The sequence below is a fragment of the Amycolatopsis mediterranei genome, from assembly GCF_026017845.1.
GTDB lineage: Bacteria > Actinomycetota > Actinomycetes > Mycobacteriales > Pseudonocardiaceae > Amycolatopsis > Amycolatopsis mediterranei.
In genome coordinates, this window is record NZ_CP100416.1 from 6,861,703 (window position 1) to 6,876,414 (window position 14,712).

General features: G+C 73.1%; 16 protein-coding genes. 9 read left to right on the forward strand and 7 right to left on the reverse strand.

The window, feature by feature from the left end; translation table 11 throughout:
• Window positions 1–33: 33 nt before the first annotated feature.
• The 4 genes from ISP_RS30415 (at window position 34) to ISP_RS30430 (ending at window position 3,818) form a co-directional block, all read left to right on the forward strand.
• Window positions 34–999: an SDR family NAD(P)-dependent oxidoreductase gene (locus ISP_RS30415; protein ID WP_013227729.1), complete on the forward strand. Its 966-nt coding sequence runs from the start codon at window positions 34–36 to the stop codon at window positions 997–999.
• 37 nt (window positions 1,000–1,036) lie between these two features.
• A complete protein-coding gene (locus ISP_RS30420; RefSeq protein ID WP_230468440.1) occupies window positions 1,037–2,692 on the forward strand; it encodes a serine/threonine-protein kinase in 1,656 nt (551 codons plus the stop codon).
• A gap of 234 nt (window positions 2,693–2,926) precedes the next feature.
• Window positions 2,927–3,211 carry a hypothetical protein gene (locus tag ISP_RS30425; protein ID WP_013227731.1) on the forward strand — a complete coding sequence of 95 codons (285 nt, stop codon included), beginning with the start codon at window positions 2,927–2,929 and terminating at the stop codon, window positions 3,209–3,211.
• Window positions 3,212–3,266: 55 nt separating this feature from the next.
• Window positions 3,267–3,818 carry a YciI family protein gene (locus ISP_RS30430; RefSeq protein WP_013227732.1) on the forward strand — a complete coding sequence of 184 codons (552 nt, stop codon included), beginning with the start codon at window positions 3,267–3,269 and terminating at the stop codon, window positions 3,816–3,818.
• Between the two features lie 73 nt (window positions 3,819–3,891).
• Here ISP_RS30430 and ISP_RS30435 read toward each other — a convergent pair whose 3' ends face one another.
• Genes ISP_RS30435 through ISP_RS30460 form a run of 6 tightly spaced genes read right to left on the reverse strand, consistent with a single transcriptional unit; the run spans window position 3,892 to window position 7,800 of the window.
• Entirely contained in the window at window positions 3,892–4,635 is a 744-nt protein-coding gene (locus ISP_RS30435) for an SIR2 family NAD-dependent protein deacylase (protein ID WP_013227733.1), read from the reverse strand.
• Window positions 4,636–4,690: 55 nt separating this feature from the next.
• Window positions 4,691–4,885 carry a ferredoxin gene (locus ISP_RS30440; RefSeq protein ID WP_034286349.1) on the reverse strand — a complete coding sequence of 65 codons (195 nt, stop codon included), beginning with the start codon at window positions 4,883–4,885 and terminating at the stop codon, window positions 4,691–4,693.
• Complete coding sequence (locus ISP_RS30445; RefSeq protein ID WP_013227734.1) at window positions 4,882–6,012, reverse strand: NADH-ubiquinone oxidoreductase-F iron-sulfur binding region domain-containing protein; 1,131 nt, start codon at window positions 6,010–6,012, stop codon at window positions 4,882–4,884. The genes ISP_RS30440 and ISP_RS30445 overlap by 4 nt, the downstream gene beginning before the upstream one ends.
• A complete protein-coding gene (locus tag ISP_RS30450) occupies window positions 6,009–6,560 on the reverse strand; it encodes a ferric reductase-like transmembrane domain-containing protein (protein WP_013227735.1) in 552 nt (183 codons plus the stop codon). The genes ISP_RS30445 and ISP_RS30450 overlap by 4 nt, the downstream gene beginning before the upstream one ends.
• Entirely contained in the window at window positions 6,557–7,549 is a 993-nt protein-coding gene (locus tag ISP_RS30455) for an FAD:protein FMN transferase (RefSeq protein ID WP_013227736.1), read from the reverse strand. The genes ISP_RS30450 and ISP_RS30455 overlap by 4 nt, the downstream gene beginning before the upstream one ends.
• Entirely contained in the window at window positions 7,546–7,800 is a 255-nt protein-coding gene (locus tag ISP_RS30460) for a hypothetical protein (protein WP_013227737.1), read from the reverse strand. Before ISP_RS30460 ends, ISP_RS30455 begins: the two co-directional genes overlap by 4 nt.
• A 222-nt stretch (window positions 7,801–8,022) precedes the next feature.
• Here ISP_RS30460 and ISP_RS30465 point away from each other — a divergent pair, with 222 nt between their 5' ends.
• The 4 genes from ISP_RS30465 to ISP_RS30480 all read left to right on the forward strand — a co-directional run bounded on the left by ISP_RS30465 (window position 8,023) and on the right by ISP_RS30480 (window position 11,870).
• Window positions 8,023–8,898 carry an alkaline phosphatase family protein gene (locus ISP_RS30465; protein ID WP_013227738.1) on the forward strand — a complete coding sequence of 292 codons (876 nt, stop codon included), beginning with the start codon at window positions 8,023–8,025 and terminating at the stop codon, window positions 8,896–8,898.
• A gap of 4 nt (window positions 8,899–8,902) precedes the next feature.
• Window positions 8,903–10,156, forward strand: coding sequence for an MFS transporter (locus ISP_RS30470; protein WP_378251290.1), 1,254 nt, complete (start codon window positions 8,903–8,905; stop codon window positions 10,154–10,156).
• The gene (locus ISP_RS30475) at window positions 10,153–11,133 is read left to right on the forward strand and encodes a TolB-like translocation protein (protein WP_013227740.1); all 981 of its coding nucleotides are present in this window, start codon (window positions 10,153–10,155) and stop codon (window positions 11,131–11,133) included. Before ISP_RS30470 ends, ISP_RS30475 begins: the two co-directional genes overlap by 4 nt.
• A gap of 335 nt (window positions 11,134–11,468) precedes the next feature.
• A complete protein-coding gene (locus tag ISP_RS30480) occupies window positions 11,469–11,870 on the forward strand; it encodes a hypothetical protein (protein ID WP_013227741.1) in 402 nt (133 codons plus the stop codon).
• 8 nt (window positions 11,871–11,878) lie between these two features.
• Here ISP_RS30480 and ISP_RS30485 read toward each other — a convergent pair whose 3' ends face one another.
• Window positions 11,879–13,183 carry a tannase/feruloyl esterase family alpha/beta hydrolase gene (locus ISP_RS30485; RefSeq protein ID WP_013227742.1) on the reverse strand — a complete coding sequence of 435 codons (1,305 nt, stop codon included), beginning with the start codon at window positions 13,181–13,183 and terminating at the stop codon, window positions 11,879–11,881.
• Window positions 13,184–13,398: 215 nt separating this feature from the next.
• On the opposite strand from ISP_RS30485, the gene ISP_RS30490 reads away from it, so the two are divergent.
• On the forward strand, window positions 13,399–14,601 hold the full coding sequence (locus ISP_RS30490) for an extracellular catalytic domain type 1 short-chain-length polyhydroxyalkanoate depolymerase (RefSeq protein ID WP_013227743.1): 1,203 nt from the start codon (window positions 13,399–13,401) through the stop codon (window positions 14,599–14,601).
• Window positions 14,602–14,712: the final 111 nt, after the last annotated feature.

The window sequence follows — 14,712 nt, forward strand, 5'->3', positions numbered from 1 at the left end:
CTGGAGTGCACTCCAGCTCGTAGCGTCGGATCCATGACCACCGCACAGCACAAGATCGGTTCGGGCTTCGGCGCCACCACCACGGCCGCCGAAGCCGTCGCAGGCGTGGACCTCACCGGGAAACTCGCCGTCGTCACCGGCGGGTACTCCGGGATCGGCCTCGAAACCACCCGCGCGCTGACCGGCGCCGGCGCCCACGTCGTCGTCCCGGCCCGCCGCCGCGAGACCGCCGAGGAAGCGCTCGCCGGCATCGAAGGCGTCGAGATCGACGAGCTGGACCTGGGCGACCTGGAGAGCGTCCGCGCGTTCGCCGAGCGCTTCCTGGCGACCGGACGGCGGATCGACCTCCTCATCGCCAACGCCGGCATCATGGCCTGCCCCGAGACCCGCGTCGGGCCGGGCTGGGAGGCCCAGTTCGCCACCAACCACCTCGGCCACTTCGCGCTGGTCAACCGGCTGTGGCCGGCGGTCGCCGAGGGCGCCCGCGTGGTCTCGCTGTCCTCGCGCGGCCACCACTACTCGCCGATCCGCTGGGACGACGTCCACTTCGAGACCGGTTACGAGAAGTGGCAGGCCTACGGGCAGGCCAAGACCGCGAACGTGCTCTTCGCCGTCCAGCTCGACAGGCTGGGCGCCGAGAAGGACGTCCACGCGTTCGCGCTGCACCCCGGCGGCATCATGACACCGCTGCAGCGGCACCTGCCGCGGGCGGAAATGATCGAACGCGGCTGGATCGACGAGGCCGGCAACTACCTGGTGCGGTTCAAGACCCCCGAGCAGGGCGCCGCGACCACGGTCTGGGCGGCGACCTCGCCGCAGCTGGCCGGGCTCGGCGGGCTGTACCTGGAGGACTGCGACGTCGCCGAGCTCGCGCCGGAGGGCGCCGAGGGCCTCGCCGAGTCCGGGGTCCGCCAGTACGCCGTCGACCGTGAGCAGGCCGCGCGCCTGTGGACGCTGTCGGCCCGGCTGACCGGCGTGGACGCGTTCGCGCAGGAGTGATTGTCACGTCGGCGGGGCCTCGGACGATACTCTCTTCGTGATCTTCCGACGTTTGCCGTCCACGGGACCGGGGTACCTGGCGCCCGTGGCCGACGAAGCCGGGAGAACGGGGCGCCCGCCGACGAGGGACGGGGCAGAAGTCACCCGTGGCCGTTATGCACTCGGTGAATTCACCATCACCCCACGCAGCGCCCTCGACGACGAGCACCCACCCGGGTTGCTGGGCGGGCGCTACGAGGTCGGCCGGCTGATCGGCAGCGGCGCCACGGCCCGCGTCTACCGCGCCTACGACGTCCGGCTGACCCGCGAGGTCGCCGTGAAGATCTACGACCGGGACGCGGTGGCGCTCGACCAGCGGCGCCGGCTGCGCGAGATGACGATCCAGGGCAGCATCAGCCACCCGGGCGTGGTCGCCCTGCTGGACAGTGGCGACGAGAACGGCCGGACGTACCTGGTGATGCAGCTCGTCGAGGGCGAGAACCTCGCGGAGCGCCTCCTGGGCGGTCCGATGCCGGCGGCGGACGTGACGGCGCTGGCCGACGGGCTCGCCGAGGCGCTGGCCCACGTCCACGCGCGGCGGATCGTGCACCGCGACCTGAAGCCGGCCAACGTGTTCCTGTCCGCGGACGGTCCCCTGATCGGTGACTTCGGCATCGCCCACGCGCTCGACACCACCCACATCACGGGCACGGGCCTGATCCCCGGGACGGCGGCGTACCTGGCGCCGGAGCAGGTGTCGGGCGAGCCGGCGGGCCCGCCGGCGGACGTGTACGCGCTGGGCTTGATCCTGCTGGAATGCCTGACGGGACAACGGGAGTACCCGGGCACGATGGTCGAGGCGGCCATGGCCCGGCTGACGAGACCACCGCGCATCCCGGAGGACGCACCGGCGGCGCTGGCGTACACGTTGCGCCGGATGACGCAGCGCGAGCCCGCCGACCGGCCGACGGCCGCGAAGGCCTTGGACATGCTGCACGCCCCGCCGCCGACGCTGCCGTGGAGCCGGCTGGAGCGCAGCCCGCGGTGGCGTCGCCGCCCGGTCGCGGGTGCTGCGGGCTCAGGTGCAGCGGGCTCGGGTGCTGCGGGCTCGGGTGCTGCGGACGCGGCCCACCAGGAGGCGACTCCGGCACGCAGCACCGCCACGGCCGCCGCCCCCGGCCGGCCCACCGCCGACGCGGCGTCGAGACATGACACCCCCTCGGCCGACCCCAGCCGGCCCACCGCCGACGCGGCCTCGACACACGACACCACCTCGGGCGGCCACGACTGGCCCGCCGACGATGCGCCGACCCACCTCCATCCCGTCGCGGCCGCACCCCCGGCCGAAAGCCCGAAGCGCCGCCGGCTGGCCGTCGCGGCCGGGATGACCGCCGCCGCCGTGGCTGCCGTGGCCGCGTTGGTGCTGGTCGAGCAGCAGAGCGGGACCAGCTCCCCCGCCCAGCCACCCGCCGCGCACACTCCGGTCGCCACTTCCGCACCTTCGTCGTCCACCCCGCTCGCCGAATCCGGTACCTCCGCGCCGCCCTCCGACGCCGGCAGCCGGGGGCCGGCCACCAGCGGACCGGCGTCGCTCGAGCCCGCCGCCGTCACCCACGAAACCCCGGCGACCGCCGCCCAGCCGCCGAAGCAGGGCGGCAAGCCCGAGAAGACCGAAAACCCCGGCAAGGGCAAAGGCAAAGGCCACGACTCCTGACCGGCGGCACGGGACCTCCGGCACGCGAAACCGGGTCCAACGGCCCTAGTGCGGAAACCGTCCGGAACGCGCCGTAATTCGATTTCGTGAATTGGGACTCGAACCAATAACGACAGGTAACCGGAGCCCCGTCCGGCCCGACACACACCACGTGCCATCGGCGCGTCGTTCCGCGCCGGGCACTGCCGCCGGGAATCCCCTCCCGCCGGTTCGACGATATTTCCGGAGGTCTGGATGAGTGTCCACGCTGCCCTCGCGCGGCCGGTTCTCCGCACACCTCGCGGCCGGCACGCCAAGCCCCGTCCCGCGTGGCCGCGGGTCGCCGGCCGGGCAGTTTTCCTGATCTTCGCGCTGGTCTGCGTCGTCGCCGTCACCGGTTTCGGGTGGTCGCCCGTGTTGCTCGTGGTGCCCGCAGCCGCATTCACGCTGCTGGTGGCGAGCATCGCGAAATTGCGGACGGCGGCCCGGAAGATCGACACCATCTTCGCCGAAGAACTGACCGAACGGGACCAGTCTTGAACGAAAGCGCCCCATTCGATCATTCGCTGACCGGCCGAAAGCTAGTGTTCGGTCCATGGAGTTCTTCTGCTACCACCGCGATCGCCCCGGGTCATCGGCGCTGCGGCAGGTGACGCTGGAAGCGCATTGGGCCTACATGGACCACTACGCGGCCCGGATGATCGCCCGCGGCCCGACGCTGGACGACGCCGGCACCCCCACCGGCAGCGTGCACGCCCTCGACCTGCCGGACCCGGCCGCGGCTCGCGCGTTCGCCTTCGACGAGCCCACCTACCAGGCCGGCGGATACCGGGACGTCCTGCTGCGCCGGTGGCGCAACACCCTGAGAACCACGATGTGGGACTCCCCCGGCGAGCCGGCCGGCTACCTGGTCCTCGGCCTCGGCGAAGGGCCGCCCGCCGACGTCGAACCACCGGACGGGCACGACCTCATCGCCTACGGACCACTCCTGTCCGACGACGGCACCGCCTGGCTCGGCACCGCCGCGCTGACGAGAGCGGCGACCCTGAGCGCGGCACGCGCCGTCCTCACCCCGGATCGGTACGCCGCCGTCGAAGTGCATACCTGGCGGTTCGGCGGGCGGGTCACCGCAGGTCCAGCCACATGATGCGCAGCCCGACGTCACCCTCGTCCGGGATCGGCCGGATCGCGGGCCAGTCGCCGCCGCGGGCTTTCGCGGATCACCGGTTCACCGCGGCGCAGAGTTCCGGCACGACGGCCTCGATGTCGTCCCGCAGCACGAAATCGGCGTCGTCGTCGTACGGCGTCGGGTCGCGGTTGACGACGACCAGCGTCGCTCCGGCCCCCACCGCGACCGTGCACAGCGACGCCGCCGGCTCCACCTGCAGCGAACTGCCGATGGCCAGGAAGAGTTCGCTCGCCGCCGCGATGTTCCTGGCCTGGCCGAGGATGTCGCCGTCGAGCCTCTGTCCGAAAAGGACGATGTCGAGCTTGAGAATGCCGCCGCAGCGCGGGCACGACGGGTCGTCGTCGCCCGCCTCGAGGATTTCGGCGGTCGGGAAGCCGGCCGCGCACCCGGTGCACCGCGTGGTGTGCATGGTGCCGTGCAGTTCGAGAACCTTGCGCGCGGCGAGACCGGCCCGCTGGTGCAGCCCGTCGACGTTCTGGGTGAGCACCCGGACGGCGACGCCCGCGCCGTCGAGTTCCGCCAGCGCGCGGTGGGCCGCGTTCGGTTCGGCGCGCCAGGCGGCGTGCCCCGCGTACGTCCGCCAGAATTCCCGCCGCACGTCGGCGTCGGCCATGAAGTTCTCGAGCGTGAAGGCGTTCACCGCACTCGGCGTGCGCGTCCAGACGCCTTCGGGGCCGCGGTAGTCGGGAATCCCGGACGCGGTGGAGATGCCCGCGCCGGTCAGCGCGGCGACCCGCCAGGCGCCGCGGATCCGGTCGATGAGCTTGCCGTCCATGGTCGCGAAGGCTAACCGCTTCACCACGAGGGCACGACCGGATTACCGCACCGGCTCAGTCTTTCCGCAGCCGCAACGCCAATGCCGGGCACGCCGCGGCCGCGGCACGCGCCTCCGCCGCCAGTTCCGCCGGCACCGGGCCCGGAGCCACCACCGGATAGCCCCACTCGTCGAGCCGCACCAGTTCCGGCAGCAGATCGGCGCACAACCCGTGCGCGCGACACCTGATCGGGTCAACCGTCACCTTCATGCGACACCCGCCGGGACCCGGCACCGGCCGCCGGCCTGGTGGGCGCGGACGTCGGCGTCGAACACCTGCAGCGCGCTCGCCGCGAGGCGGGCCGCGCCGTCCGGGTGGGCACACGCGCCGCGGCCGGTGAGCAGCGGGAGACGGCGGGCCAGCCGGGGCGCCGCCGGGCCGCCGCGGACCAACTCCGCGAAGTCCGCCGCGATCGAGGGCAACCCGAACGTGCACGGCCCGCACTGCCGGGCCGACTCGGCCGCCAGGAACGCCAGCACCTTCGCCGTGTACTCGAGCCCGCACGCACGCACCGGCAACGCGTGCACCGCCGCAATCCCCGGCACACCGCCGCCGAGCTCCGCCGTCCACGTCCCGCCGTAACCGCCGGCGAGCACCGCCTGCACCGGCTCCGCTTCGCCACCCGCCGCGGCCAGCGCGTCCGCCAGGGACGTCCCGGCGGCCACTTCGACGACGCCGGGCCGCCGGACCGCGCCGGTGACCGTGACGAGTTCGGTCCGGGACGCCCGGTAGTGGTTCGGCCCCAGAAGAACCACCGAGGCCAGCTGCGCCAGGGTCTCCACATTGGACACGAGCGTCGGGCGCCCGCGCACGCCGCGTTCGGCAGGCCGGGGCCGTTTGCCGAGCGGCCGCGCGTCCCCCGACGTCAGGTACCGGACGAGCGCGGTCTCCTCGCTGGCGACGTACCGGCGCGGGACCTGCGCGACCCGCACCGGCGCCCGGTCTTCGCGCTCGGCGAGGGCCGCGGCGACGCCCGGCAGCGCCGGGCTGTCCGCGTGCACGCAGAGGACGGCCTCGGCGGCACCGATGGCGTGCGCGGCGAGCTGCAGGCCGTCGAGGACGAGGTGCGGCGAAAGCGTCAGCAGCGCGACGTCTTTCCGGCTCAGCGGGTCGCCTTCACACCCGTTCGCGACGACGATCGAGCGCTTCGACCGGGCCGCGCGCAGCTTCACCGCCGTCGGGAAGCCCGCGCCGCCGCGGCCGCGCAGGTCCGCCGCCTCGACGGCTTCGATCAGCCGGTCGCGGCCGTCGTCGCCGTGGTAGGCGACCCACGGCACGACGCCGTTGCGGCGCCGGTGGCCGGCCAGGTCGAGCCGGTGCGGGGGCAGGATGCTCATCGGGTGCCTCCCAGGGCAGCGAACTTGCGGACGTGGGCCGCGCGGTAGCCCACGGAACCCAGCACGGCCAGCACGCAGAGCACGTCGAGCGCGACGATCCAGCCGTACGCGGAGTCGTCCTCGGCCATGCCGAAGCCGTGCACCAGCGCGACCGGCCAGCACAGGTAGGCCAGCCAGTGCACGGTGCGCCACACCCGCGCGGGCAGGCGGGTGCGCACGAGGCTGGTGACGACGATCGCGAGCACCAGGTCGATCGCGACGGCGCCGAGCCCGACCCACAGCGGCTGGTAGTCCGCGCCGAACGGGACGACGACGTCGAGCCAGCCGAGCGGGACGTACCCGTCGAGGACCGCCGACGCGATGTGCGCCGCGAGGAACGCGAGACTGGTCAGCGCGAGGTTCCGGTGCACGGCGGCGACGGCGAACCGCGGCCACTCGCGCGTGGCGAACCGGCCGGCGCCGAGCGCGCCGAGGACGACGACACCGGTGAACAGCACCAGCGAAACGAGCCCGGTCGCGCGGCTGAAGTACCACACCGCGGAGCTCATGCCGCTTCCCGCTCTCCGGGCCAGCCGGGTGTCGTGACGACGTCGCCGTCGACGCCGGCCAGCCGCGCGGGGAGGTGCCGCTGCTCGAGCCAGCGGGGTGCGCCGGCGCCGAGGACGATCGCCGCGGTGCTCGCGGTGTTGGCGTCCACAGTGGACTTGGCGGCGACGGTGACGGTGCGCCACCGCGGTTCGGGAACGTCGCCGGTGCGCGGATCGACGATGTGGTGCACGGTCCGGCCGCCGTGGCGCCAGCGCCGCCGGGTGGTCCCGGAGGTGGCGAGCGCGCCGTCCCGGTGCAGGGCGACGGTGGCATCCGGCCGGGAGACGGCCTCGGTGTGATCGTCGCCGAGGGCGACCAGCCAGCCGCCGGTGGGCGGCGGCCCGAAGGCGCGCAGATCGCCGCCGAGGTTCACCAGGGTCCCGCAGCCGACGGTGGCGTGGATCCGCCGGGCGGCCCGATCGGCGGCGAGGGCCTTGGCGGTCGCGCCGAGGTCGAGGTGGACACCCCGCGGGAGGACGACGAGCCGCCGGACGGGGTCGAAGAGGACCCGGTGCCAGCCGGGCGCGGGGACGGATGCGGGGTACAGGTCAGCGGCCTCGGCGCGCTCCTGGCTCAGCTCCGCCGCGGTGCACCGATCATCGGCACCGCCGAGTCCCTCCGCGTTCCGATCACCGGCAACCAAGGCGAAATCGCGGTCGTACCCCAACGCTCGCACCGCCGCCCCCACCGTCGGGTCGACCACCCCCTCCGTCAAGCGGGCCGCGCGCAACGCCACCCCCAATGCCTCCGCCAGCAACGGCCCCACCCGGACCTCCCGCCCGGCCGCCTCGTGCAGCCGCGAGATCTCCGAATCCGGCCGGAACCGGCTGCACGCCGCATCGATGGCCGCCAGCTCCTCCCGCAGCACCGCGACCGCCGCGCCCAGCCGGGCCGGGTCGGTCACCAGCAGCTCCGCCGTCGTGCCCAGCGCCGGGAACGCCGTGGTCACGACGCACCCGAGCCGGTGTGCGCGTGGCCGGAGCCGCTGCTCAAGCCGCTGTCGGGCGCCTGGAGCTGGTCCTGGGAATCAGTCGAAGTGGTCGTGGAGTTCTGCGTGGTGTCCGCCGAAGCCGTCGAGAGGCCGAAGCCGATGGCGCCGGCTGCAGCGGCGGCCAGTACCGCGGCCGCCGCCGTCGCCAGTGCGGCCTTGCGGCGTCCCTGCTCGCGGCGGGCGGGTCCGGCCGGGGTGATGGATTCCATGGCACCGAGTGTCGGCGCCGTTCCTTTGAACGAGCTGGGAACGACCTGTCAAAGCCCTGACGCCCCAACCAAAGGAGGTTGACACCGGAAAGCCATTCACCCACTCTTTCCGTTGTCCGCCGGAGGTTTCCTGGTGTTCACGAACCGGACCACAGCACCTCACGCACCGGCCCCCTGCCGTGGGCACCATGAGGCGCCCACCCCCTCAGTGCTGGAGGACCCATGATCCGCAAGCGGATCTTCGCCGCGTTCGCCGCGGCCACCCTGGTCACCGCCGGCGCCGCCACGGCGGCCGTCGTCACCCGGACGGACGAGTCCGCCGCCGTCCGGCCGACCGCCGCGGCCGTGCCGGCGTTCGACCACATCGTCCTCGTGATGTTCGAGAACAAGAAGTACTCCTCGATCAACGGCAGTTCCAGCGCCCCCTACTTCAACACCCTCGCCTCGCAGAGCGCGAAGTTCACGAACTCCTTCGCGATCACCCACCCGAGCCAGCCCAACTACGTCGCCCTCTTCTCCGGCGCGACGCAGGGCGTCACCGACGACACCTGCCCGGCCAACCTCGGTGCGAAGGCCAACCTGGGCCAGCAGCTGATCGGCGCGGGCAAGACCTTCAAGGGCTACTCCGAAGCCATGCCCTCGGACGGCTACACCGGCTGCTCCAGCGGCACCTACCGGCGCAAGCACAACAGCTGGGTCGACTTCTCGAACGTCCCCGCCACCAGCAACCTCCGCTACTCCGCCTTCCCGAGCGACTTCACCCAGCTGCCGACCGTTTCGTTCGTCACGCCCGATATGTGCAACGACATGCACGACTGCAGCATCGGCACCGGCGACACCTGGCTGAAGAACCACCTCGACGCCTACGCCCAGTGGGCCAAGACGCACAACAGCCTGCTGATCACCACCTTCGACGAGGACAGCGGCACGTCGGTCAACCAGATCTTCACGACGTTCACCGGCGCCGGCGTCAAGGTCGGCAGCTACAGCGAGTCGATCAACCACTACACGGTCCTGCGCACGATCGAGGCCGCCTACGGCCTGCCCGGCATCGGCAGCGCCGCGAGCAAGTCGCCGATCCTCGACGTCTGGCAGTAACCGCGTGTACCTGTCCACCATCGGCCGCCGAGAGCATGCTGGGGCGGTGTCCAAGCCCAAGCTCTCGGCGGTCGGCGCGAACGTCTTCGCGCTGGGTGCCGTCAGCCTGGTCACCGACGTCTCCTCGGAGATGGTCACCGCGGTCCTGCCGGTGTACCTCGTCCTCGGGCTGCACCTGAGCCCCGCCGCGTACGGGCTGGTCGACGGCCTCTACACCGGCGCGACGGCGTTGCTGCGGATCGTCGGCGGGTACGTCGCCGACCGGGTCCGGCGGCGCAAGGTCGTGGCCGGCGCCGGCTACGCGCTGTCCGCGGTGGCGAAGCTCGGCCTGCTCGCCGCCGGAGCGTCGGCGGCCGCGATCGGCGCGGTGATCACCCTCGACCGCACCGGCAAGGGCCTGCGGACGGCGCCCCGGGACGCGCTGATCACGCTGTCGGCACCCGAACCGCTGCTCGGGCGGGCCTTCGGCGTGCACCGCGCGATGGACAGCGTGGGCGCGTTCGCCGGGCCGCTGGTCGCGCTCGCCGTGCTGGCCGCCGTCGGGGCCACCGACCCCGAAGCCTTCAACGCCGTGTTCTTCGTCAGCTTCTGCATCGCCGCGATCGGGGTGCTCCTGCTGGTGCTGTTCGTCCGCGACCGCCGGACGCCGAAATCGGCCGCGCACCCGGTTTCCCCCCGCGCGGCGGCGGCCTTGCTGCGCGGCAGCGGCGTGCGGCGGCTGCTGGTGGCCGCGTGCGTGCTCGGGCTGGCCACGGTCGGCGACGGGTTCGTCTACCTGCTGCTGCAGCACAAGGAGGACATCGCCACCGGCTGGTTCCCGCTGCTCGCGGTCGGTACGAACCTCAGCTACCTGCTGCTCGCCGCGCCGCTGGGCGTGCTGGCCGACAAGGTCGGGCGGCTGCCGGTGGTGCTCGGCGGCTACGGCGCGCTGGCGCTGGTCTACCTGCTGCTGGCCGGGCCGGTGTCCGGCTGGCCGCTGTTCGTGCTCGCCCTGGCGTTGTACGGCGCGTTCTACGCGGCGACCGACGGTGTCCTGATGGCGCTCGCCGGCCCGCTGCTGCCGGAGTCGTTGCGCACCACCGGAATTTCGCTCGTCCAGACCGTGCAGGCGCTCGCCTACTTCACCTCGTCCGTCCTCTTCGGACTGGCGTGGCAGTTCTGGGGCGCGGACCTCGCGATCGTGGTCGCCGCGGGCGGGGCCGTGGTCGCGATCGGCGTCACGTTCGCGGTGCTCGCCCCGCGGAAGGTGCCGGCGTGAAAACCCGGATCCTCATCGCGATCGCCGGCGTGCTGGTGCTCGCCGGGGCGGCGGTCGCCTACGTCGGGTTCGCGAGCGCGCGCGGCCACGACCCCACCGCGACCGGCGTCGTCAGCCTCGAGCCCGGCCCGCGGCTGCTGTTCCGCAGCACCGGCGACGCCGACCGCGGACACGTCGCCACGGTGCCGGTCGCCGACCCCGGCGGCCCGCGGACGGTGTCGCCGCTGTCGTGCGCGCGGGTGTACGCGGCCGGCGGCACCGGGCTCTGCCTGCGCCAGGACGGCGACCTGACCACCTACCAGCTGGCGGTGCTCGACTCCGGCCTGGCCGTGCAGCGGGAGATCCCGCTGGTCGGGCTGCCGAACCGGGCGCGGGTGTCGGCGAGCGGCCGGATGCTCGCGTGGACCGTCTTCGTCACCGGCGACTCGTACAACGGCGGCACGTTCTCCACCCGCGCCGGCATCCTCGACACCGCGACCGGCGACCTGGCGGGCACGCTGGAGGACTACGCGGTGACGCTCGACGGGAAGCCGTACCAGGCCGCCGACCTCAACTTCTGGGGCGTGACGTTCACCCGCGACGACCGCCGCTTCTACGCGACGATGTCGACGGCAGGCCGCCGCTACCTGGTCGCGGGCGACTTCGCCGCGCACACGGTCCGCACCCTGCGCGAGAACGTCGAGTGCCCGTCGCTGTCCCCGGACGGGACGCGGGTGGCGTTCAAGTCCGCCGTGGACGGCGACCCGGCCAAGGGCTGGCGGCTGTCGGTGCTGGACCTGGCGGGTTCGAAGGTGACCCCGCTGGCGGAGACCCGCAGCGTCGACGACCAGCCGGCCTGGCTCGACGACCACACGATCGGCTACGGCCTGCCCCGCGGCCCGGGCCACGCGGACGTCTGGTCGGTCCCGGCCGACGGCTCCGGCGCCGCCCGGCTGCTGATCCCGGACGCCGACTCCCCGGCGGCCCTGGGTTCGTGAGCGTCGCGGCGGACTCCGGCCGGGTGCCGCCGAGGCACCTTTCCCGGTAAGGCACCGAATCGCGCGAAAATGCGGTGAACCGGATCGAACCGCCGGCCGTATTACTGGGTGAGAGGCGCGGTCTACCCACCGCGAAACCCGTGCTGAGCTGCAGTTTTACCGTCCGGACGGTCGACCCCGTTCGGCCGCTTGCGGGAGCGTCGACCGTCATTCATGATGGCTTCGGGGTCCGCGAAAATTCGTTAATGTCGAATATCCAGGTGTCGGCCATGCTGCGGAAGTACCGTCCGTCCGGAAGTGAACGTCATGCTCCTACCTGTGCCCGGGGCCGCCTGATGGCCGTCGACCTGCCGGGTCTCGCGATCGTCGCCGGGGTGCTGTTGCCGGCCTTCGCCGCGGCGGCCTGGGCGATCACCCTGGAACGGCGGCCGCGCCGGTCCCCGGCCGTCCCCGACCCGGAGCCGGACTTCACCGTGGCCGGGATCCAGTCGCGCCTCCGCCGCGAGGTAGCCGCGCGGCAGCTGGCCGACGCGGGCACGGTCGCCCTGCCCACGCTGCCGATCCCGGCCCAGACCCGCCGCGAACCGGCCCCGGCCCGGCTGCCGTCCCGCGTGGCGGGCTTCCTCCCCCCGCCGGCCTCCGCCACCGCCGGGTTCGCGGCCCCGCGGTTCGCGTTCGCCCCGCCGGACTCGGACCTGATGCGCCGCATCCTCGACGGCTTGCGCAAACTGGACTGACCGCGCGCTCAGCCCAGCGAGCAGGTGCGGGCCAGCTCCGCCGGGGTCGCTCCGGCGGGGCGGGCGATCGTCGCCGAGGCCGGCGGACGGGTGCCGCCCAGCCAGCCCGCCAGCGTGTCGAACGCCGTCCGGAAGCACGGGCCCAGCGGACGCAGCCGGTCCGGGAAGGCGTCGGCCAGGCCGTCGACGTGGTTGCCGCCCTCGATCCGGTAGTACCGGTGCAGTGCCCCGCGTCCCGCCGCCGTGATCATGCGGTCGTAGACGTCGGAGTCGCGAGTGATCGGCAGGAGCGTGTCGAGCGTGCCGTGCAGCGTCAGCAGCGGCTTGCCGATCCGGCCGGTCAGCGAGATGCGCTCGACCGCCCGCGCCACCGAAGGCGGCCGGGACGCATACACGTAGTCGGCGTCACAGGACGGCGTTCCCGAAGCACAGAACGGAGTGCCACCCAAAGCCGGGCCGTCGAACGACGGGTCGAGCTCCTCGCGGTAGATCCGCTGCGTCAGGTCCCAGTAGACGCGGTAGTGGTAGTCCCACAGGAACTCCGACCCCGGCGCGAAGCCGGCGTCCAAAATGGACTGGTGGGCCGACGGCGATCCCGCCGCGTACGCCGGATACGCCCGCAGCGCCGGTGGCAGGAACGTGAGCAGGTTCGGCCCGTCGGCGCGCCACAGCGTCCCTTCCCAGTCGACGCCGCCGTCGTAGAGCCAGGGCCGGTTCTCCAGCTGCCACCGCACGAGGTACCCGCCGTTGGACAGCCCGGCCGCGAGGGTCTTCGCGACCGGACGGCCGTAGTGCCGGGCCGCGGCGGCGCGAGCGGCCAGCGTCAGCTGCGTGACGCGGGAGTTCCACTCCGCCAGCGCGTCCCCCGGCCGGACGCCGTCGGTGAAGAACGCCGCGCCGGTGTTGCCCTTGTCGGTCGCGGCGAACGCGTAGCCCTCCGCGAGCGCCTGGTCGCCGATCGCGCGGTCGTTCGCGTACTGGCGCCGCACGCCGGGCGAGCCGGAGACGACCAGGCCGCCGTTCCACCGGTCCGGCAGGCGCAGCACGAACTGCGCGTCGTGGTTCCAGCCGTGGTTGGTGTTCGCCGTGGACGTGTCCGGGAAGTACCCGTCGACCTGCACGCCGGGCACCGCACCGAAGGTGGGCAGCCCGGCCGACGTCAGCCCGGCCCAGTCGGCCTCGACGGTGTGCCCGGACGCGACGGTGCCGGTCGTCGTCAGGTCGTCCAGGCACGCGGCCACCGACATCCCGGCCCCGGGCACGTGCACCGAGCAGCGCCCGGCCGCAGCCGACGCCGGCGCGGGCAACGTCACCGCGAGCGCTCCCGCCAGAACCCCAGCCAGCCAACCCCGCACGGTCCACCTCCGCCTCGTCGCGATACCCGAACCCAACCGCGTGCGGCGCCCCGGAGCCATCCCGCCGGTCACCATGAACGGGCGAGCCGATGTGGTGGACGGCCACATGGTCTCCGGCCGCGCGGCCGTCTTAACGTCACCGAGACCCTCTCAACGACGAGAAGGAGCTCACCATGCGCAAGCTCGCCTTCGCCGGACTCGCCGCGATCACCGCCGCCGTGCTCACCACCGTCGGGGTGGCCGCCGCCGATCCGCCGCCGTCGTCCCTCGTACCGGTCGGCAATTTCGGCGCCAATCCCGGGGCGCTGGCGATGTACACCTACACCCCCGCGGGGCTCGGGACCGGCCGTCCGGTGGTCGTCGCGCTGCACGGCTGCACGCAGAGCGCCGCGGACTACTACGCCCACTCGGGCTGGCCCGAGCTGGCCGACCGCTGGCGGTTCGAGGTCGTGTTCCCGCAGCAGTCGACGGCGAACAACTCGCTGAAGTGCTTCAACTGGTTCTCCACCGCCGACGACACCCGCGGCAACGGCGAAGCCGCCTCCGTCAAGTCCATGGTGGACAAGGCGATCGCCGACCACGGCTCGGACCCCGCCCGGGTGTTCGTCACCGGCCTCTCGGCCGGCGGCGGGATGACCGCCGACCTGCTGGCCGCGTACCCGGACGTCTTCGCCGCGGGCGGGATCAACGCCGGGCTGCCCGCCCAGTGCGCCACGAGCGTCACCGAAGCGACGAACTGCCAGCAGAACGACCAGCACCTGACGCCGGCGCAGTGGGCGGCGAAGGTCAAGGCGCAGTACCCCGGCTACGGCGGCCCGTGGCCGCGGGTGGCGATCTGGCAGGGCACCGGCGACTACACCGTCTACCCGGTCAACGGCACCGAGCTGCGCGACCAGTGGACCGCGGTGCACGGCGTCTCCCAGACCCCGACGAGCACGCAGTCCCTGCCCGGCGGCACGACGTTGACGAACTACGCCGGCCAGGTCCAGCTGTACTCGATCGCGGGCATGGGCCACGGCACCGCGGTCGACCCGGGCACCGGCACGACGCAGTGCGGCAGCACCGGCGCGTACTTCCTCGCCGGGATCTGTTCGAGCTACTACACCGGCGTGTTCTTCGGGCTGGACCAGGGATCGGGCACGACGACGGCCACCCCGCCGCCGACGACCACCACGACCACGACCACCACGCCGCCGGGTACCTGCGTGAGCGCCAGCAACTACGCCCACACGCAGGCCGGCCGCGCGCACCAGAGCGCCGGCCAGACGTACGCGAACGGCTCGAACCAGGCCATGGGCCTGTGGAACACCTTCACCGTGCACGCGCTGCGGGAGACGTCCCCGGGCTACTGGGTCCTCGCCGACGGGCAGTGTTGACCGGGGCTCCGCCACCCGGCCCCCGCAGCGATGCAGTGAATGACTCATTCCTGTCGTCGGACGACATGAATGAGTCATTCACTGCGTCGGACCCGCCGCGCTGACCGACAT

Bases quoted from the DNA above. Each gene is read 5' to 3' on its own strand.
- ISP_RS30415 (WP_013227729.1), top strand. From the start codon at position 34: ATGACCACCGCACAGCACAAGATCGGTTCGGGCTTCGGCGCCACCACC.
- ISP_RS30425 (WP_013227731.1), top strand. From the start codon at position 2,927: ATGAGTGTCCACGCTGCCCTCGCGCGGCCGGTTCTCCGCACACCTCGC.
- ISP_RS30430 (WP_013227732.1), top strand. From the start codon at position 3,267: ATGGAGTTCTTCTGCTACCACCGCGATCGCCCCGGGTCATCGGCGCTG.
- ISP_RS30435 (WP_013227733.1), bottom strand. From the start codon at position 4,635: ATGGACGGCAAGCTCATCGACCGGATCCGCGGCGCCTGGCGGGTCGCC.
- ISP_RS30440 (WP_034286349.1), bottom strand. From the start codon at position 4,885: ATGAAGGTGACGGTTGACCCGATCAGGTGTCGCGCGCACGGGTTGTGC.
- ISP_RS30445 (WP_013227734.1), bottom strand. From the start codon at position 6,012: ATGAGCATCCTGCCCCCGCACCGGCTCGACCTGGCCGGCCACCGGCGC.
- ISP_RS30450 (WP_013227735.1), bottom strand. From the start codon at position 6,560: ATGAGCTCCGCGGTGTGGTACTTCAGCCGCGCGACCGGGCTCGTTTCG.
- ISP_RS30460 (WP_013227737.1), bottom strand. From the start codon at position 7,800: ATGGAATCCATCACCCCGGCCGGACCCGCCCGCCGCGAGCAGGGACGC.
- ISP_RS30465 (WP_013227738.1), top strand. From the start codon at position 8,023: ATGATCCGCAAGCGGATCTTCGCCGCGTTCGCCGCGGCCACCCTGGTC.
- ISP_RS30480 (WP_013227741.1), top strand. From the start codon at position 11,469: ATGGCCGTCGACCTGCCGGGTCTCGCGATCGTCGCCGGGGTGCTGTTG.
- ISP_RS30490 (WP_013227743.1), top strand. From the start codon at position 13,399: ATGCGCAAGCTCGCCTTCGCCGGACTCGCCGCGATCACCGCCGCCGTG.